General features: G+C 45.7%; 19 protein-coding genes and 1 pseudogene. 14 read left to right on the forward strand and 6 right to left on the reverse strand.

The window, feature by feature from the left end:
* Positions 1 to 141 precede the first annotated feature (141 nt).
* Positions 142 to 519 carry an Asp23/Gls24 family envelope stress response protein gene (locus AC1DVJ_RS10815; protein WP_057314793.1) on the forward strand — a complete coding sequence of 126 codons (378 nt, stop codon included), beginning with the start codon at positions 142 to 144 and terminating at the stop codon, positions 517 to 519.
* 32 nt (positions 520 to 551) lie between these two features.
* On the opposite strand, the gene ftsW is transcribed toward AC1DVJ_RS10815, so the two are convergent.
* Both ftsW and AC1DVJ_RS10825 read right to left on the reverse strand, forming a co-directional pair.
* Positions 552 to 1,730, reverse strand: a complete 1,179-nt coding sequence (gene ftsW / locus AC1DVJ_RS10820; protein WP_477590600.1) for a putative lipid II flippase FtsW — start codon at positions 1,728 to 1,730, stop codon at positions 552 to 554.
* Positions 1,731 to 1,743: 13 nt separating this feature from the next.
* Entirely contained in the window at positions 1,744 to 2,091 is a 348-nt protein-coding gene (locus tag AC1DVJ_RS10825; RefSeq protein ID WP_056612435.1) for a YugN family protein, read from the reverse strand.
* 207 nt (positions 2,092 to 2,298) lie between these two features.
* Here AC1DVJ_RS10825 and AC1DVJ_RS10830 point away from each other — a divergent pair, with 207 nt between their 5' ends.
* From AC1DVJ_RS10830 to AC1DVJ_RS10850, 5 genes and pseudogenes are all read left to right on the forward strand, one after another.
* Positions 2,299 to 3,468 carry a M20 family metallopeptidase gene (locus tag AC1DVJ_RS10830; protein WP_477590602.1) on the forward strand — a complete coding sequence of 390 codons (1,170 nt, stop codon included), beginning with the start codon at positions 2,299 to 2,301 and terminating at the stop codon, positions 3,466 to 3,468.
* A 103-nt stretch (positions 3,469 to 3,571) separates the two neighbouring features.
* Complete coding sequence (locus tag AC1DVJ_RS10835) at positions 3,572 to 3,991, forward strand: CBS domain-containing protein (RefSeq protein WP_477590732.1); 420 nt, start codon at positions 3,572 to 3,574, stop codon at positions 3,989 to 3,991.
* 203 nt (positions 3,992 to 4,194) lie between these two features.
* Positions 4,195 to 4,412, forward strand: a pseudogene (locus tag AC1DVJ_RS10840) (ATP-binding protein); the annotation flags it as partial.
* 139 nt (positions 4,413 to 4,551) lie between these two features.
* Positions 4,552 to 5,703: a Gfo/Idh/MocA family protein gene (locus AC1DVJ_RS10845; protein ID WP_477590603.1), complete on the forward strand. Its 1,152-nt coding sequence runs from the start codon at positions 4,552 to 4,554 to the stop codon at positions 5,701 to 5,703.
* 20 nt (positions 5,704 to 5,723) lie between these two features.
* Entirely contained in the window at positions 5,724 to 6,797 is a 1,074-nt protein-coding gene (locus tag AC1DVJ_RS10850) for a Gfo/Idh/MocA family protein (protein ID WP_477590605.1), read from the forward strand.
* Here AC1DVJ_RS10850 and AC1DVJ_RS10855 read toward each other — a convergent pair.
* Both AC1DVJ_RS10855 and AC1DVJ_RS10860 read right to left on the reverse strand, forming a co-directional pair.
* Positions 6,742 to 7,170: a LysR family transcriptional regulator substrate-binding protein gene (locus AC1DVJ_RS10855; protein ID WP_477590607.1), complete on the reverse strand. Its 429-nt coding sequence runs from the start codon at positions 7,168 to 7,170 to the stop codon at positions 6,742 to 6,744. The genes AC1DVJ_RS10850 and AC1DVJ_RS10855 overlap by 56 nt on opposite strands.
* An 87-nt stretch (positions 7,171 to 7,257) precedes the next feature.
* Entirely contained in the window at positions 7,258 to 7,377 is a 120-nt protein-coding gene (locus AC1DVJ_RS10860; protein ID WP_477590609.1) for a LysR family transcriptional regulator, read from the reverse strand.
* Between the two features lie 192 nt (positions 7,378 to 7,569).
* Between AC1DVJ_RS10860 and AC1DVJ_RS10865 the strand changes: the two genes are divergently transcribed.
* The 3 genes from AC1DVJ_RS10865 to AC1DVJ_RS10875 all read left to right on the forward strand — a co-directional run bounded on the left by AC1DVJ_RS10865 (position 7,570) and on the right by AC1DVJ_RS10875 (position 11,813).
* On the forward strand, positions 7,570 to 9,243 hold the full coding sequence (locus tag AC1DVJ_RS10865) for a DNA repair helicase XPB (protein ID WP_477590734.1): 1,674 nt from the start codon (positions 7,570 to 7,572) through the stop codon (positions 9,241 to 9,243).
* Between the two features lie 15 nt (positions 9,244 to 9,258).
* Positions 9,259 to 11,283 carry a helicase-associated domain-containing protein gene (locus AC1DVJ_RS10870; RefSeq protein WP_477590611.1) on the forward strand — a complete coding sequence of 675 codons (2,025 nt, stop codon included), beginning with the start codon at positions 9,259 to 9,261 and terminating at the stop codon, positions 11,281 to 11,283.
* A gap of 80 nt (positions 11,284 to 11,363) precedes the next feature.
* Positions 11,364 to 11,813, forward strand: coding sequence for a YlbF/YmcA family competence regulator (locus AC1DVJ_RS10875; protein ID WP_477590612.1), 450 nt, complete (start codon positions 11,364 to 11,366; stop codon positions 11,811 to 11,813).
* A 191-nt stretch (positions 11,814 to 12,004) separates the two neighbouring features.
* Here AC1DVJ_RS10875 and AC1DVJ_RS10880 read toward each other — a convergent pair whose 3' ends face one another.
* On the reverse strand, positions 12,005 to 13,009 hold the full coding sequence (locus AC1DVJ_RS10880; RefSeq protein ID WP_477590613.1) for an asparaginase: 1,005 nt from the start codon (positions 13,007 to 13,009) through the stop codon (positions 12,005 to 12,007).
* 47 nt (positions 13,010 to 13,056) lie between these two features.
* On the opposite strand from AC1DVJ_RS10880, the gene AC1DVJ_RS10885 reads away from it, so the two are divergent.
* The 5 genes from AC1DVJ_RS10885 (at position 13,057) to galU (ending at position 16,853) form a co-directional block, all read left to right on the forward strand.
* The gene (locus tag AC1DVJ_RS10885) at positions 13,057 to 13,320 is read left to right on the forward strand and encodes a YlbG family protein (protein WP_477590614.1); all 264 of its coding nucleotides are present in this window, start codon (positions 13,057 to 13,059) and stop codon (positions 13,318 to 13,320) included.
* A 268-nt stretch (positions 13,321 to 13,588) separates the two neighbouring features.
* Positions 13,589 to 14,026 carry a hypothetical protein gene (locus AC1DVJ_RS10890; protein WP_056612399.1) on the forward strand — a complete coding sequence of 146 codons (438 nt, stop codon included), beginning with the start codon at positions 13,589 to 13,591 and terminating at the stop codon, positions 14,024 to 14,026.
* Positions 14,027 to 14,135: 109 nt separating this feature from the next.
* Positions 14,136 to 15,047: a selenium metabolism-associated LysR family transcriptional regulator gene (locus AC1DVJ_RS10895; RefSeq protein WP_477590616.1), complete on the forward strand. Its 912-nt coding sequence runs from the start codon at positions 14,136 to 14,138 to the stop codon at positions 15,045 to 15,047.
* Positions 15,048 to 15,117: 70 nt separating this feature from the next.
* Entirely contained in the window at positions 15,118 to 15,975 is an 858-nt protein-coding gene (locus tag AC1DVJ_RS10900; protein WP_477590618.1) for a PHP domain-containing protein, read from the forward strand.
* Positions 15,972 to 16,853: a UTP--glucose-1-phosphate uridylyltransferase GalU gene (galU, locus tag AC1DVJ_RS10905; protein ID WP_477590619.1), complete on the forward strand. Its 882-nt coding sequence runs from the start codon at positions 15,972 to 15,974 to the stop codon at positions 16,851 to 16,853. Before AC1DVJ_RS10900 ends, galU begins: the two co-directional genes overlap by 4 nt.
* Before the next feature lie 61 nt (positions 16,854 to 16,914).
* Here the strand turns inward: galU and AC1DVJ_RS10910 are convergent, their stop codons facing one another.
* Positions 16,915 to 18,678, reverse strand: a complete 1,764-nt coding sequence (locus AC1DVJ_RS10910; RefSeq protein WP_477590621.1) for an Rqc2 family fibronectin-binding protein — start codon at positions 18,676 to 18,678, stop codon at positions 16,915 to 16,917.
* Between the last annotated feature and the right edge of the window lie 117 nt (positions 18,679 to 18,795).

Below are 18,795 nucleotides of genomic sequence, written 5' to 3' on the forward strand. Positions count from 1 at the left end.
TAGATTGGAACTTTTTAACTTCTTTTAATATACCTACTTTGTGTGCCAAAGTAAATTAAAATGGATATGTTCAGGCAGTTCTTGCTTTAAGCTTTTGTTCTTATTACAATAGATTTATACCAAGTTTAGGGAGTGATCCGTATGTCCGAAGACAATCAAACTGGCTTAATTCGAATTTCAGATGACGTAGTATCGACTATCGCAGGGCTTGCAGCCTTGGAAACAGCAGGCATAGCGGGCATGTCAGGTGGTATCTCAGAAGGCTTAGCTAAGCGTCTAAGCGGTAAAAATGTGCAACGCGGCGTCTCTGTAGAGGTAGGACAAGTTGAAGCTGCGATCGATTTACGAGTGATCGTTAAATATGGCTCCCGAATTCAGGATGTATGCAGGGATCTCCAAGAGAATGTCCGGGAAGCTGTTGAAAATATGACAGGTTTAAATGTTGTAGAAGTGAATGTGAAAGTGGAAGGTGTCGCATTTACGGAAGAAGAAACGGAAGATCAGCTCCGCGTCAAATGATTCCATAAAAAAAAGACCCGTTCGACGTTATATCATGTCGATAAGGGTCTTTTTTTATGTGTTTTCTGCGTTTTCTTCGCAGCTGGGAATTCTTTGTGCGATTGTTCGCGAGAAATCCCAAGGATAACTCCCATACTGATGAGGGATACCATCATCGAGGAGCCACCTGCCGAGATGAAGGGCAGCGTTACACCTGTTAGCGGTATGGTATTGGTAACACCGCCGATATTAACAAAGGCTTGAATGGCGAACATAACCATAATTCCGACACCAGATAACATCCCAAACATGTCTGGACAACGGACTGCAATGAGGATACCTCGCCAAATGAAGAGTAGATAGACGAGTAGGAACATAGAGCTGCCGATAAATCCTAGCTCTTCACCAATAATGGCAAAGATGAAATCGTTATACGCTAAGGGTAAATAGTGAAGCTTCTGAATCCCTTGTCCGAATCCTGCGCCAGTCAAACCGCCATGTCCAAATGCATACAAGGAATTCACAACTTGTAAGCCTGATCCTTGTGGATCATCGAAAGGATTCAAGAACGTATTTATGCGATTGAACCTAAAGTTAGAATCCGTATTCCCTAATTGCAGGTACAATAGAACGGCTATACTAGTAACAACCGTCAGAATAGCCCCAAGATAAAAAATGTGTTTGAGGTTAGAACCACCGACTATAATGACAATGGCTGAACACGTGAAGAGAATCATACAAGACCCAAAATCAGGCTGTAAGAGAATCAAACCGCACACGAAGCCAACGATCATGATAGCAGGGAGTAATCCCTTACGAAAACTCCTGAATTTCTCTTCTTTATTGCTAATCAGAGAAGCTAAATAGAGAATGACAATCAACTTGGCAAACTCTGTCGGCTGGATACCGTACTTTCCAAGATTGAACCAGCTGCTTGCACCATAGGCTTTACTCGTGAAGACGACGAAAATTAACCCGAGCACGATAAAGAAGAAAAGGGGGATGACAAGCTTCTTTAGCTTGGTGTAATGGATATTCATACAAAATAACATGCCAATCGTACCGATTCCAACAGCGAATATCTGCTTTCTAGTAAAGAACCAAGGATCATCCCACCGATAGGCACTTGTCATGGAACTTGCGCTGAAAACCATCACCAAGCCAAAACAGACCAATACAAAGGTTAATAAGAGCAGCAGAAAATCCGGCGTTCCTCTTCGAGGGGGATTCATGCTGATTCCCCGCCTAGTCTGCTAATAATTGTTGCAGTTGATCTAATTTTTGTTTGGAAATTTTGAGCACATTCTCAGGGATTGGTGAATTGTAATCCAAGCCATGTGGGAATGTTTCTTTGCCTATGTAAGCTTCTTCTAGATATAATACAGCATAGGGTGATTCTAGCTTGCCTGTTTCTACACGTGCATTTACACGCAGGAAGTAGACAGCCTTGCTTGCTTTATCTTCCATTTTAAAATCGTATGTAGCACGGGTGTATTCCCATTGCCAGCGAACGAAACCAAGTTTAGTTGTTACTTCGTCCAAATGAGCCAAATCGCTTTTTAGGCCCTTTAAGCCAGTTGCTTCAATAATCAATTTTAACGCCTCCATATTGTACGTATGCATTCTTTTCTCATGATAGTATGTTTCTATTGGTTCTGCAAGTCGATTACCGTGTGTAAATTCTAATATTTGATGGCACTTTAGAGATGAAACCATGGTTGATATTTGATAGAATAGGTTTCAAGAGATTATTTTAGATATATAGTTAGGTGATCACGCCTTAGGAGGTGGATGTATCTTATGAATCATTTTCATGAAGATCTCCAAGCCATATATGAAGAGATGGTGGGCTGGAGACGTTATTTACATCAAAATCCTGAGCTTTCCTACCATGAATATCAGACAGCAGAGTTTGTAGCGAAACATTTACTCAGCTGGGACATTGAAGTGCGTACAGGTGTAGGCGGGAATGGTGTTGTCGGTTTGCTTCGCGGCAGCGGCGAGGGGCCGACGGTTGCCCTTCGGGCAGACATGGACGCTCTTCCGATTCAGGATGAGAAGAACTGTGACTATACATCAACTAAGAATGGAATTATGCATGCCTGTGGACATGATGCACATACATCAACTTTGCTCGGAATTGCCAAGGTAGCTAGCCTGCATCGGGCGGAACTTAAAGGCAATTTGGTCTTTTTGTTCCAGCACGCAGAAGAAATTTCTCCTGGCGGCGCAGATTCGATGATTAAAGCAGGAGCGCTTGATGGCGTAGATGCTGTATTTGGTGTTCACTTATGGACACCGTTTCCGGTCGGACATGTTTACACGCGATCAGGGGCTTTCATGGCCGCGCCAGATGAGTTTACCATCCGGATACAAGGGAAAGGCGGTCACGGTGGTTTGCCGCACCAAACAATCGATAGTGTGTATGTTGCCTCTCAATTAGTTGTGAATATGCAATCGATTGTGAGCCGACAAGTAGACCCTGTTGAACCTTGTGTCGTTAGCATTGGCTCGTTCCATGGTGGTACTAGTTTCAATGTGATTGCTGAAACGAGTGTACTCAATGGAACAGTACGCACCTTTAATCCGGAACTAAGAAAAGATGTTAGAGAACGTATTGAAAGAATTGTGAACGCGACTTGTGATATGTCTCAAGCCACATACGAGCTGGAATATAAACTCGGCTATCCGACAGTAATCAATGATGCCAACGAAGCAGCTCGATTCTTTCAAGTAGGAACAGCTTTGTTTGGTGAAGATGCTGTTCATGAATCTCCTCTTATTATGGCCGGAGAGGACTTTTCCTATTATTTGCAAGCGAAGCCAGGATGTTTCATGTTTGTAGGTGCTGGTAATGTTGAAGCTGGTATTGTTTATCCTCATCATCATCCGAAGTTCGACATTGATGAAAGATCAATGCTAAACGCGGCGAGTTTGCTGCTTTCTATGGCCTTGGATTATATGGCATGAATGCTCGCGAAGCTTTGGTGAATGCTAATGTAGCATTAATTTGTTGCACAACATGACACCAAGGAGGATGRTGAAATTGCCTGACAAAAAAGTGAAGGACATCATGAGTAAAGATTGTGTGACCGTTACCTTATTGGATAATGTGTTCGAGATTGCCTTGAAAATGAAACAGCACGATATTGGATTTGTTGCGGTTCTCGATGGAGAGAAGTTCATAGGCGGAGTAACGGACCGGGATCTTGTTATTCGAGGTTATGCGGAAAAGCATTCGGGGTCTACAGCTGTCGAAACCGTAATGACGAAAAATATGACCACCGTGGATCCCAGTACGTCTGTTGATGAGGCTGCGAAAATCATGGCGCAAAATCAAATCAGGCGGTTACCCGTTCTCGAAAATGGTAAGCTTGTTGGTATTGTCGCTATTGGCGACTTGGCGATTAGAGGCAATTTTGAAGATGAGGCAGGAGAAGCACTCAGCCAAATATCTCAAGAACAAGAACGTACGCTTGTGGGTAGTCATTAAGTAAGCTAATCTTTAAATATAATAGCAGCTATTCCCGTTTTGAGGGAAGGCTGCTTTTTTTTGCTAAATCTCTTTACGGGGTGCGTCCATGTAAGTGATAATAAGAACGAAATGGGTGAAGGTGGTCCGTATACGAAAGATGAACAAGGTTGAAGACAGCGCTTCCATTTGTTTTATCATTTTAGATTCAAACTGATCAAGCTAATGGCGTCATATTGAAGTTTGTGGATCAAGGCCATGGCATCTCGGAGGAGAGGCTGCCGCGCATAGGTGAACCTTTTTACACGACGAAGGAAAAAGGAACTGGACTAGGCATGATGGTGAGCTTCACAATAATTGAGGAGCACCATGGGGGATTCGCTATCAAAGTAAGCTTGGGGTCGGTACAACGGTCAATATCCAATTACCAGCATCTTCATAGTAAATGTTGTCCTATGGGAATGTAACTGTCAAAGTTCGCATGAAGGTAGTCAATCTGCGACAAGATGCCTCCTCATAAATATGCTAAAGTGAAAACGTGCTTAATAATTGTGAATCTGACAAGAAAAAGGTGACGTACAGTGGAGAAAGTAAGGATTGGTATCGTAGGTCTGGGGAACATGGGAACCGGACATGCCAAATATTTGGTGAAAAATGAAGTGAAGGGCGGCGTACTTACCGCTATTTGTGAACCGAGAGCAGATCGTCTAGAATGGGCAAAAGAAAATCTAGGTGAAGGTGTTCAATTATTCGATAATCTTGACGATTTTCTGGCTTCTGGCTTGATTGACGGGGTTTTGATCGCAACGCCTCACTATGATCACCCTGAAACAGCTGTACGCGCATTCCAAGCAGGCCTGCATGTTATTTGTGAGAAGCCGGCTGGTGTGTATACCAAGCAAGTGCGTCAAATGAATGAAGCGGCAGAAGCTTCAGGTAAAGTATTCAGCATGATGTACAATCAACGCACTAATCCTTTATATAAAAAACTAAAGGATCTGGTTTCTTCTGGCGAGCTTGGTGAAATTCGCAGAACGAACTGGATTATCACGAACTGGTATAGATCACAAAGCTATTACGATTCAGGCGGCTGGCGCGCAACTTGGGCTGGTGAAGGCGGCGGAGTACTTATTAATCAGGATCCCCACCAACTTGACCTATGGCAGTGGACGATTGATATGATGCCGAAGCGTGTTCGCGCGTTCTGTTATTTCGGTAAACACCGTAATATCGAGGTTGAAGATGATGTAACAGCATTTGTTGAGTATGAAAATGGCGCTACAGGTCTATTCGTGACTACGACTGGCGAAGCTCCAGGAACGAACCGTTTCGAATTGTCTGGCGACCGTGGGAAAATCGTGATTGAAGACGGCAAATTGACGTTCTGGCGTTTACGCGTATCGGAAAGAGAATTCAATGAAACGTACAAAGGCGGCTTCGGTCAACCAGAATGCTGGAAATGTGAAATTCCAGTTGAAGGGACAGAAACAGGCCATATGGGGATCACGCAGAACTTTGTTGATGCCATCCTGCACGGAACGCCATTGATCGCACCAGGAGCAGAAGGTATTAAAGGTTTGATGATTTCCAATGCGATCATGCTCTCAACATTCACAGACAACTGGGTTGATTTACCGATCGATGAGGATCTGTTCGAACAGCATTTGCAAGATAAAATTAAAAATTCCAAAAACAATAAAGAGGCTGGCTCCTTTAAAACACTTGATGTCTAAGATTATGGGGGAAATTCAAAATGCAAAAGAATGATGGCATGAATTATGCTCCAAAAGGGATACCGAACCTTGTTGTTCAAAAAGGGGAGTTTACCTTCGCGGTCATCGCGCTGGATCATGGCCATATTTATGGCATGAGTAACGGACTTCTAGAAGCAGGCGCAGAGTTGAAATGGGTTTACGATCAAGATCCGGCGAAAGTAGCCGCATTTGTGGCGAAGTTCCCTCAGGCTCAGGTAGCTGCTTCCGAAGAGGAGATCTTTCACGACCCAGAAGTGAAGCTAATTGCTTCYGCAGCTGTTCCTTCTGAACGCAGTTCGTTAGGGATTCGTGCAATGGAGCATGGCAAAGACTATTTTACAGATAAAACACCATTTACCTCTTTGGAACAACTTGCAGCGGCTAAGGCTGTGGTTGCAGCAACGGGACGTAAATACGCGGTTTATTTCAGTGAGCGTCTTCACGTGGAAAGTGCCGTATTTGCGGGTCAATTGATCGAAGAGGGCGCAATTGGGCGCGTTGTCCAAGTCATTGGTCTAGGACCTCACCGTTTGAATGCATCAAGCCGTCCGGATTGGTTTTTTGAGAAGGATAAGTATGGCGGTATTCTATGTGATATCGGCAGTCATCAAATCGAGCAATTCCTCTTCTATTCGGGCTGTAAGGATGCGACAGTGGCTAGTAGTAAGGTAGCGAATTATCATGCGAAGGATTATCCGGAGCTTGAGGATTTCGGCGATGCGACACTTATTGGGGACAATGGGGCAACGAACTATTTCCGTGTAGACTGGCTGACACCAAATGGCTTGGGGACATGGGGAGATGGACGTACATTGATTCTTGGAACCGAGGGCTATATCGAGATGCGTAAATATATTGATATTGCTCGCGATCCGCAAGGGGATCAGCTTTATCTGGTCAACCAACAAGGAGAAAAGCACTACAGTCTGCATGGACAAGTAGGCTTTCCTTTCTTCGGTCAGTTGATTTTGGATTGCATTCATCGTACGGAAAACGCAATGACACAAGCGCATACGTTCAAAGCGGCTGAATTGTGCTTGCTTGCCCAAGAGAAAGCCGTTCGTGTGGAGTAGTTTGACACATCAATTGGATGAAGTTCTTTAACGGCACGGATAATTGCCGTTTGGCATGATAGCATAATTGCACATTTAACTTGAAATTCGGGTAGTTTAGCGGTAAGATCGCTAGCTGCCCGTTTTGTGTTTCCGTCGTCACCGTCGTTCTCGGCAGTAAGCATAAACCGAGCCCGTGCATGGCGCACTTTTTAATCGTTTCATAGTTATTGATCTCATACGTCAGTGTATATTGCACATTGTGCTTACGCAGCATCGTTTCGAATAACTTCCGGCAACGTCCCCCGGAGACGGACATCTGGATTTCAGAGCCATTGAGATCCTCCGGCACTATCACAGATTTCGCTGCTAAGGGGTGGTCAGGAGCTGACAAATTCCTCTTCTTGGATCGTCTTAAATATCAAATCAGGGTCGCTAAGCTCCCGATCGACGATGAACCCTAAATCGCATTCGCCTGCCTTCAGCGCGCGTGACGATCAAAGATTTCAATCCCGTATTCGAGCTCCAACTTTTGAATCTGAGAGGTCACACTGGACTGGGCATTGCCTAATTTTTCGGAGGCCAATTCCAACCACCACATTGGTACACCGAAGAGGAGGAAAAGGGTCTTCGCCCTGGCGTAGTTGCAAGTTGGGTGTCACTATTAGCTGTCCCTGTTATCGGATTTTTCACGGTTTATAAACTCTTTTGAGATACGTTAGCATGGAGTCCATGTTTAAATCAAGTACTTTCCCTTCATACTAAGGAAAAAGGAGGGAATACGCGATTGACTATGGATCCTTCAAGACCTCTGATCATTCAGAGCGATTTATCTATCCTCCTCGAAACGAATCATCCTGAATTTGAAAAGCTCCAGGGCAAGCTGGCTCGTTTTGCAGATCTAGTTAAAAGCCCGAAGCATCTTCACACCTATCGGGTTACACCGTTGTCCTTATGGAATGCAGCTGCTGCTGGTATGGGGCTGGAAGAAATGACAACTTGTTTGCAGCAATATGCCAAATTCGGTGTCCCTTCTGCTGTGCTAAGCACGATTCGTAAATATACGAAACGCTATGGGATTCTACGCATGCTGCATGTGGGGAAGGAGCTCTTCTTGGTAAGTGAGGATACCGTCGTTTTCAAAGAAATTTGTGCGTATGATTCTTTACAAAAATATCTCAAGGACACCCGTGGTGAACGGGCTATTGCTATATCACCGAGCTATCGCGGGATTTTGAAGCAAGAACTGATGAAGTTAGGCTATCCGGTGGAGGATTTGGCTTCGTACCGCAGCGGCGAATTTCTGAAGATTCCCTGGCGCGATGATGATCAGATGGAAGAGCCGTTCCAGCTGCGTGACTATCAAAAGCAAGCCGTAGAAGCCTTTCAGCAGGTAGGCCATGGTGGGAGCGGTGTGCTGGTGCTTCCTTGCGGAGCGGGAAAGACGGTAGTTGGTATCGCAGCTATGGCGAAAGCAAGCTGTGCGACACTGATCCTTACCTCCAATGTTACCTCGGTGAAGCAGTGGAAGCGCGAAATACTGAGCAAGACGGGCCTTACAAGCGATCAGGTAGGTGAGTATAATGGCACCACCAAGGAGATTAGACCGATCACCATTGCCACGTATCAAATTCTAACTCACCGTGGGAACAAGGAGGCCGAGTTCTCGCATTTGCGATTGTTTAGCGAGAGGGAGTGGGGCCTGATCATTTATGATGAGGTTCACCTTCTCCCTGCTCCTGTTTTCCGCGCGACTGCTGACATACAAGCTACACGCAGGCTCGGTTTAACGGCTACGTTGATCAGAGAAGATGGCCTAGAAGGTGACGTATTCTCCTTGGTCGGGCCCAAGAAATATGACATGGCGTGGAAGCAGCTTGAAACGATGGGTTGGCTTGCAAAAGTGACCTGCCAAGAAGTGCGCGTACCCCTGTCTATGTTGGACCGTGATCGTTATCAGGCATCAGAAGCAAGGCATCAGTTCCGAATTGCAGGGGAGAATGTAGCGAAGCTGGATGTTATTGATCATTTATTGAAGCTTCATCTAGATGAGCCAACACTAATTATCGGTCAATATATCGACCAGCTCGAACAGATAGCAGCCCATACAGGAGCACCTATGATATGCGGGAGTATCCCTCATGAACGCCGAGAGGAGCTGTATGAGAGATTCAAAAAGGGGCAGCTTCCGCTGCTGATCGTTTCCAAGGTGGCTAACTTCGCGGTGGATCTCCCAGATGCGGCGATCGCTATTCAGGTCTCAGGAAGCTACGGCTCAAGGCAAGAAGAAGCTCAGCGGCTGGGGCGTATCCTCCGTCCGAAAAGAAACGGCGAAAACACGGCCGTCTTTTATTCACTCGTTAGCTCAGATACGAAGGAACAGGATTTTGCGATGAAGCGGCAATTATTTCTCGTTGAACAAGGCTATCGGTATGAGATTACAAGCTGGCATCAAGCAGCAAGATGAGGAGGGAGGTACAGAATGAAGTACGAACAGGTGGAACGGAAAATGCCACTTTCGTTAAAGGAGCTCATTTTACAACAACCATGGTGCTCTGGACTTCGTACGCCTAGGGAGTCATTAGATGAGATTCTCACGCATCCCAATCATTTAAATGAACTCTATAGGGTACTCACTTCGGACGAGAGGCGCACATTACGTCTTGTGATGTCAATGTTCGGCTGCCTTCCTTTTACTAGTGAGAGGCTGGAGAAAGAAGCGGCACTTCAAATGGCTGGCTCTCAAGTAAACTTGGGGCTTTGGGGACTTCGTCGATATGGCGTCATTGTTGCTTTCCGAAAATCTTGGGGGGAACAGTTATTTATTTTGCCTGAGGATGCTTTTGCGGGTTGGCAGAGCATATTATTTTCTACTGTATTGAACCCCTTGAATGAGTCAGAAAGTCAGCTTATTCAAGTGGAATCAGGGGACATTGGCGATCATCACGTAGAAAAGGATGAAGGCATCGAAGTGAATCCAAGGGGACTAGCGCAGCAATTGTTTCATTTTATTGCAAACTGTTCGCGTCAGCCGGCACTTTCCCTTACGAATAAAGGAACCTTACATAAGAAGCAACTACAGAAGCTTACTGAAAATGTGAGTCTGCCCAAAAGAATTATCACAATGGCTGGACTTACTTACGCATTCACTGACGTGTATGAGGAGCCTGCCGCGCTGATACTTGAAATGGCCCTGCGGATGGGCTTTCTTTATAAAAAAGAAGCGGGCGACAGGTTCCTGATCAATCAGCGACCCTTTGATTCATGGCTTCAATGTTCTTACGAACACCAACAAGCTCAGCTATATCGTATTTGGCGACAAGCTGTAACTCCCGCGCCAGTTTGGCTAGAGCATGGTATAGCCTTCATGGAGAGGGGGGCGGCTTTGCAATGGTATAGCCTAAATGAGTTGACTCAAGCCATCTTTTCTTGCTGTTCAATCGTACGTAAACCTATGGACGAGGTCGTTCTTAAGCAGGAAATGATCTCTGTATGGTTCAAGCCGTTGACTGCTTTTCGCTTTATCGAACTGGCACAAGATCAAGAGGGGGGTCGTCTATGGTTCAGATGGCTCATCAATCCTCTGTTGGATGCAGATGTGAGGCCAGACTCACCTTACAATCTGTCGCTTAAGACTCCGCCTTCTCTCTACGTTCAGCCTGATTTCGAAGTGCTTCTGCCTCCTGATGCCTCACTTCACTTAGAGTGGAGGATTGCGGCGTTTGCTGACCTCCAGAACGCGGATATAGTACGAAACTATCGCTTGACCAAAGAAAGCTTTCAACGTGCGCTAAATCATGGGCTGAAGAGCGCAGATGTGATTCAGCTCTTGCAAGAGAATGCCTATTACGAAGTTCCAGAACAAGTGGTAATCACCTTGCAACAGTGGGAAGAGCAGAAGGACAAGCTCTATGTAGAGGATGTTACGCTGCTTCGCTGTCAATCCGTAGATGTTGCAGATGCCTTACTGCGACATGAGAAGTGCCGTACTTTGCTTGGTGAGCGCATTGGAGAAACCATTTTTATTATTTCTCGCGAGGATGTTAAACATGTGACGAAATGCTTGGAATCGATGGGGTTCCATCCCAACCGATGCTTAACACCGATTAACCCTACGGATGACGAAAGTGAGCTTAGAAATGAAGCAACCATAGGTCTATGTTATTCAAGAGATACGATTCAGCTCTATGAAATTGATCCTCATTTGCCGCATCGAGATGACTTGTATCCAGATATACAACAAATCCCGATGAGTTGGATTAAGGAGTTCCGCGACTATCATGCATCAACACGGAAAGATATGATTCGTAAAGCTATAGAATGGAAAAGTGTGCTGCAGCTGAGGAAAGAAGGGCGCGACTGCTTCATCATCCCTCGGATGCTGCGAGAAGATCGGACAGGTTGGATTCTGGAAGGTTGGGATGAATATCAGGAAATTTCTTGGACAAGCGAGGATTGGAAGGAAATGAAGCTCATATTACCAGGAATCAACGATGGATGTGTGTGAGAAAAGGAAGAAACTCTTGGCGAACTGTGATATGATAGAAGTGTTATAGACTTTTCGCTAGGAAGGATGGGGTTGTCATAATGTTACAAACAATGGAAACAGAAACACTGGATATGTCGGCTATCCTTATGCAGGCTTACGACATGGGTGACATGATTAATTCTTCTGCGGAAGTTGCAGATTATTTATATTGGAAGACCGCGGTTGAGAACAGTAAGGAAGTTAAAGATTTACAATATGTGTTTGCAAGGAAAAAAGATGCCTTTGAGGAATGCGAGCGTTTCGGGCATTACCATCCGAGCTATCACGACGCGCTTGCGGCTGTGAATGACGTGCAAGAGAAACTCTTAGCCGTTGAGGCTGTTCGCAAATATAAAGAAGCTGAGGATCGCTTGGACGACTTGTTGTTTACCGTCTCAACGACGATTGCTCACGCGGTGTCGGATTCAATTAAAGTGCCAAGCAACAATCCCTTGCCAACCGGCAARGGCTGCAGTTCCGGTGGAAGCTGCAGCGGGAATTGCGGTTAACACGCTCTTACAGTGCGTGTTCAAAAAGTCTAGTTTTCAGCACCGAGAAGATTGAAAGAAGCTAGGAAATGAGGAGCGGAGCGTAGTGGAAACTACGTGAGCACCGGAATTTCCGGCTGAATTCAATATTCGATGTCGAATAAGCTTCTTGGACTACTTCGTGATCAAAATTGGACTTTTTGAACAACCTCTTATAGGCAGAAATCGGGGAGGATTCGTCCGACCTCGGTTCCTTGCCAGTTTTGTACCACAGGCGTATGGAAAGCTGCCAGCTCGTTGACCTCATCTTCCGAGAGATAGCCTAGCTGCTTTAGCGCCTCAGTAACCGCGGGATACAGGGCACGAACATTTCCGTCAGCTACTTTTAAGACGAAGCCAATGGCTTGTTCTGGTATGGAAAGGGCGAAAATTCCTTCGGCACCCATTTTACCTACGACTCGACCCTTTGTTACCTCGATTAATCGCGTATCGAAGCGATCGCTTCCTGCGAGGAATTGAGGATATTTTCGAACAGCATCGACAATTCTCTGGCAAGCGTTTGCACGCTCTGCAGATAGCCCTTCAGGGCTGCCCAATCGGGCAAAGGCGAGTGCGAGATGGTTGATTGGCATTCCGAACACAGGAACACCACAACCGTCGATACCGAGCTCCATCTGCTCCTTAGGCACATCTGACATGGCGCTCACAGCATCCAACATCAATACCTGAACAGGATGATCTGGGCTCATGTAGGTTTCTGGCGAAGCGCCCAGATGGTTACTAAGGGATAGCATACCCGAATGTTTGCCCGAGCAGTTGTTGTGCAAGGTTGATGGGGACTCCCCTCGCTCGCGCATCGCTAGCGCGGTTGGGGCATGGAAAGGTTCATGCGCACCGCATTGAAGGTGACTGGCATGATAACCCAGCTTGCCCAGGATACCGCGGGCCGCGTCCACATGCTCAGCTTCCCCGTTGTGGGAAGCACAACACAAGGCAATTTCGGCCTCTGTTAGGCCGAAATGATCAGCGGCGCCGGATTCAATGACCGGCAATGCTTGAATCAGCTTCGCCGTCGAACGTGCGAAGGTGAGCAGGTGCGGATCGCCTGCGCTGTGCAGGAGGGTTCCCTGGGTGTCCACGACAGCAAGGTGGATACCATGTATACTTTCAGTTATGTTTCCGCGACATACGCGAACAATAGGGTCTGATGGCTTCATGTTGTGAAATCACTCCATACTAGGATTATTGAAAAGAGGTTGCAATCATGATGATTGAGCGAAGCGGATTAATCATTTGGGTGAACGATATCAAAGCTGCCAGAAATTTGGAGCGGTTTGGTTCCCTGCATTACATATCCAAGAAAATGAATTATGCAGTTTTATATATACATGCGAGTAAATTGGAAGAGACCACACGCAGTCTACTTAAGCTGCCTTACGTCAAAAAGGTTGAGAAATCGTACCGTAATGAAATTAAAACGGAATATAGTAGTGACGGTCCTGACAAAACTAGATTTTACACGCTTTGAGGCTGCAGTGCAAAATGAAAGCTTCGTGAGAAGCTTTTTTTGTTTTTTTAGGTCATATTAGACCGCGCTCGTTCATTCTTGGATGACATCGATATAAGTTTTCACAATTTTCCGAAAATTAGGCATAGTTTGTTATCTTCATAAATACTTATTAATAATTTTATATATTCTTACATGGGAAAATTAGTTATAATAAAGTAAAATATAACTTACAGAACTTCAATTAGTAGGTAGTAGGTCCCATTTAAATAGGAAAGGGGATGTGATCATGAAAGATAAGGTTATGGGGAGATGGAGTACTTATGAACCATTCTTCGTACAGCTAGGTGACAAGAAAGTGGCGGATATCGTGATCACGAATCATGCAAAGCTGAGATGGAGCGATCGTATTTCAAGCGATAACAACTCACTCGAGGAAATTTGCGCTTTTCTTTGGGAGAAGCTTAAAAATGATAGCATGGTCCCTTATTATCGAAATGAAGAAGACGTTTATCTAATTGACGATGATTTAGTGGTTGTAGCTGAATTCTCACATTTGGAACACGAGACGGATCTCGTAGGCAATCCGCTGCACAAAATGATTATAGTCACCTTTCTTGGTAAAATGTCAGAGACCATGGAGCTGCGCGATTTAAAGTCGTACTATTCCTGGTTAAGGCACTCTCGTCGTATGACCTTGATTAAGAATAGTCGCAAGCGTCGCTAATCATTCAATTGATCAGAGTATGTCTGGGGCAGACATACTCTTTTTTGGCGTCCTGATGGACTGTGCGTCTTCGATTTCATATAATGGAAGCAAAGAGAGGCGGTATACTATGGCACTTAATTTTCATCAATTACATATTTTCTATACCGTAGCGGAAAAAGGCAGTTTCTCACATGCAGCCGGTGCGTTACATATGACACAGCCTGCTGTGACGATGCAAGTACAGTCGCTCGAGGATTACTTTGGTGTGAAGCTGTTTCATCGCAGCACGAAGAAGATCGAATTGTCCGAGGCGGGACGAGCACTGCTGCCTTTTGCTAAGAATAGCATTGAGCTTATTCGTGACACCGATGTCGCAATGTCGAAATTTACAATGATGATTGAAGGACGGCTTCAACTAGGCGCCAGCTTAACGATGGGGGAGTATATTTTACCTCGCCTCTTAGGCCCATTTAGCAAGGATTATCCTAAAATTTCCGTATCGATGAAAGTGATGAATACGGCTCAGATCTTGGACGAGGTGCTCAGTCATCAACTCAATTTCGGTCTTGTTGAAGCACCCATTCATCATCCGGATGTTCACACGGAACCGATTCTCAGCGACGAGTTGCGTCTTATTGTACCTTCGGATCATCCGCTTGCGGATGTTGAAGTTGTTACCTTAGAGGAGCTATTGAAGTACCCTTTTGTGCTGCGTGAGCAGGGCTCTGGAACAAGAAGGGTCATGGAGGAAGAATTCGCTCGCTGCAACATGGATTGTTCCTCGATGAAGATCGTGATGGAGCTCGGAAGCACGGGAGCCATTAAATCTGCTGTTGAAGCGGGGTTGGGTATATCTATTCTTTCGCAATCGTCGGTGAAGCATGAGGTGACGCTAGGCCTCTTTAAAATGAAGAAAATCGAGAATATTGTGTTTGAGCGCAGCTTTTATGCGATTTACCTAAACTCGACCTTACTGCCCATTTCGGCTGTTAGCTTCATGACTTTCTTAAGACAAGAGGATTTAAGCCGTTTTCTATAAAAGGGATGAGATGGCCTGTTCTGCGAACAATACGTTCATTGATGGTTGTCTACGATAATTGGAGGAAATTATGGGGGATCGAATGGAAGCAGATTTACATTCACATACAACCGCTTCTGATGGGACGCAATCGCCGAGAGCGAATGTACAAATGGCTCTGGATGCAGGGCTGGGTGCGATTGCGATTACGGATCACGATACCATTTCGGGGGTAGCGGAAGCACTTGCTGCAGGCTCGGAACTGGGGATCGTCGTTGTTCCTGGGGTAGAAATCTCCACGGTTGCGAATGGCCAGGACATTCATATCCTCGGGTATTACATCAATATTGAGGATGAACGATTTCTACAGCGCTTGGCGTCTTTACGCGAAACACGGGACACCCGTAACGAGATGATTATAGCTCGGTTACAGGAGCTTGGCATCGAAATTACGATGGAGGAAGTCCTCAAAGAAGTTGCGAATGTAAAGCGAAAAGGGGATACGATCGGGCGACCTCACATTGCTGCTGTGCTCTTAAATAAAGGCTATGTGAGTACGATTACGGAAGCGTTTGATCGCTATTTGGCTACAGGAGCGGCCGCGTATGCGAATCCACCTCGCATTGAACCTGCGACGGCGATTACGTGGATTCATGAGGCTGGGGGCAGAGCGGTACTCGCACATCCAGGCATTTATCACGATGACGCGCTTGTTGAAGCCATTACCCTACAGGGGATAGATGGCATTGAAGTGTATCATGCCGATCATTCGCCAGAAGATGAAGAGCGATATAGGCTTCTTGCTCAGCGTACGGGTCTTCTAATGACTGCGGGCTCTGATTTTCATGGTGTACGAGATAACGTCGCGTTCCATGCGGCTATTGGTTCGAAACGAATAGGTATGGACGTCGTTGAGCGATTGAAGTCCATGAAGGAGGAGCATTCATGAAGAAAATTCGTAAAGCCATTATCCCCGCGGCGGGATTAGGTACTCGGTTCTTACCTGCAACCAAAGCGCAGCCGAAGGAAATGCTGCCCATCGTTGATAAACCGGCTATTCAGTATATTGTGGAAGAAGCGATCGAGTCTGGCATTGAGGATATCATTATTGTTACAGGGCGTAACAAGCGTGCGATCGAGGATCATTTCGATAAATCCGTAGAGCTGGAGATGATGCTTGAAGAAAAAGGGAGTACCCAGCTGCTTGAGATTGTGAAGTCTGTATCTAATTTGGCAGATGTCCATTATATACGCCAGAAGCAGCCGCTTGGTCTAGGTCACGCCATTCTCTGTGCGCGCAAATTCATTGGGGATGAGCCATTCGCAGTTCTGCTTGGTGATGATATTCTCCAATCTTCCCCGCCGGGACTTAAGCAGATGATGGATGTTTATGAGCAAACGGAAACCTCGATTATTGCGGTACAAGAGGTTCCTTGGGCTGATGTTAGCAAATACGGCATTATTTCTCCAGCGACGAGTTACGCCAACTACCGATTGATTGAGGATTTGGTTGAGAAGCCAGATCGTGATCAGGCGCCATCAAATTTAGCGGTAATCGGGCGTTACATCATCATGCCAGAAATTTTCCGCATTCTTGAGCGGCAAGAGCCTGGCCGCGGTGGCGAGATTCAATTAACGGATGCGCTGCGCGTACTGAATAAGGAACAGCAGATGGCTGCTTACCTGATGCAAGCGAAGCGGTATGACGTTGGGGACAAGCTGGGGTATATTGAAGCCACGATTGAGCTGGCTTTACAGCGTCCTGATCTGCAAGAACAAGTAAAGGCCTATTTACTTTCATTAATTAAACAATGGGATGAGCAGTAGTCTATTTATATGATAAAAAAACCTATCGAGATTTAGGATCCCGATAGGTTTTTTTGCATGTTTATTTAATCGTCACTTTCAACTGTTTGATCTCGTCCTCTTCCGGCGTCACATACAGTGTCTTTTGATTCACATAAATCACAAATCCGGGCTTCGAGCCGTTCGGCTTATGGACATGCTTAATTGTCGTGTAATCGACTGGAACTTGGCTGGAATTTTTGGCTTGACTGAAGTATGCAGCTAGCTGCGCGGCTTCGAGTAAGGTAGTGTCGGTGAATTCACCGCGTATGACGACATGTGAGCCAGGAATATCCTTCGTATGCAGCCACGTATCCATGGAAGAAGCAAGTCGATTTGTTAGATATTCATTTTGTGTATTATTTTTCCCGACATAGATAGGAACACCTTCGGTGGACTCGTAGCAGGCTAAAGCTGGCTTATCTTTTTTCTTTTTCTTGCGCTGCTTCTTGTTGCGGTCACGCACATAGCCTTGCTCCATTAGCTCATCGCGAATCTCTTCAATATCCGGCAGGGAAGCGACACTCAACTGCTGGAGCAGGGTCGTGAGGTATGTGATTTCTTGATGCGTTTGGGAAATTTGCTCCTCGACGATCGCCGTGCTGTTTTTCAATTTGCTGTACTTTTTAAAATAGCGCTGTGCGTTTTCCGCGGGTCCAAGGAGCGGGTCCAAGTTGATGTTGATCATCGCCTGATCCTCATCGTAGTAATTGATGGCTTGGACTTCCTTGTCGCCTTTCCTAATCGTATGAAGCGAGGCGGTCAACAGCTCTCCGAGAATTCGAAATTTATCCGCGTCCTTGGAGTCTTCGACGGTATCTTGGAGTTTTTCCAGTTTTTTAACATTTTTATTCACTTCATTTTGTAAAAATTTCAATAAATCGGACACACGCTGTTTAACCGTATCACGTTCAGCTTTGTCGCCATAGAACTGTTCCAAACACGCGCTTGGCGTTGGATACGACTTCGAAGTGCCGATGATATGCGTAAGTGGCGTCATTGCGAAGAACAGCTTGCCAGTCGTTTCTTGCTCCACAATTACCGGTTCATAGCGATCCTCACGCATGGCGGTCATTATTTCATTGAATGCCAGCCAAAGCGAAGAGGTATCGACTTCCGTTTTGCCTTGCAGACTGCGATACACAATTTCCTTCGCGATCAGAGGACTAAGTCCGCTGAATGCAGCAACCAATTGTTGCTCAGGTTTGACCGGAGTTGCGGAATCGGAATCCTCATTCGACGACGTTGGCCTCTCTAGCGCTTGCGCGAATGCTTCGGCATCCACTTCAAGTGGATTTTGCTTATCCTGCTCAGGCGGTGTCACATATTTGCTGCCTGGCATGACGACGCGATATGAGCTTATCGCTGGCGTGACATGATGAATGCCATCTAGGATCGTTCCTGTTTCAGGGTCTAGAAGAATAATATTGCTGTGACGTCCCATAATTTCCACAATAATATGCTTGAGGGAGACATCACCTAATTCATCACGATGACGAATTTGGAAACGAATCACCCGTTCCATGCCAATTTGCTCTACGGCCTCAATGACGCCACTCTCGCAATACTTGCGAAGCAGCATACAGAACATTGGAGCATCCATAGGATTTATAGATACCTGTTCTGTTGTTTGAACCCGTGGATAAGTAGGATTAGCAGAAAGCAGCAGTTTCACGTTCTGCCTTTGGGTGCGAATTTGCAGCACAATATCATTTTCGCTCGGTTGATGAATTTTATTAATGCGGCCTCCCACATACATTTGAAGCTCGTGAACAATTGCATGAAGGACGAGTCCGTCTAAAGCCATGATGCATACAACTCCATTCTTTGGGGCTAGCTGCCATTTGCGTCTTGATCGTGCAACCCGTTCAGTAGCCGACAACTTTGCTAATCTCTATGATGCCATACTTTTCACAAAAACTTA

The sequence above is a fragment of the Paenibacillus sp. P4_A9 genome (assembly GCF_056402415.1).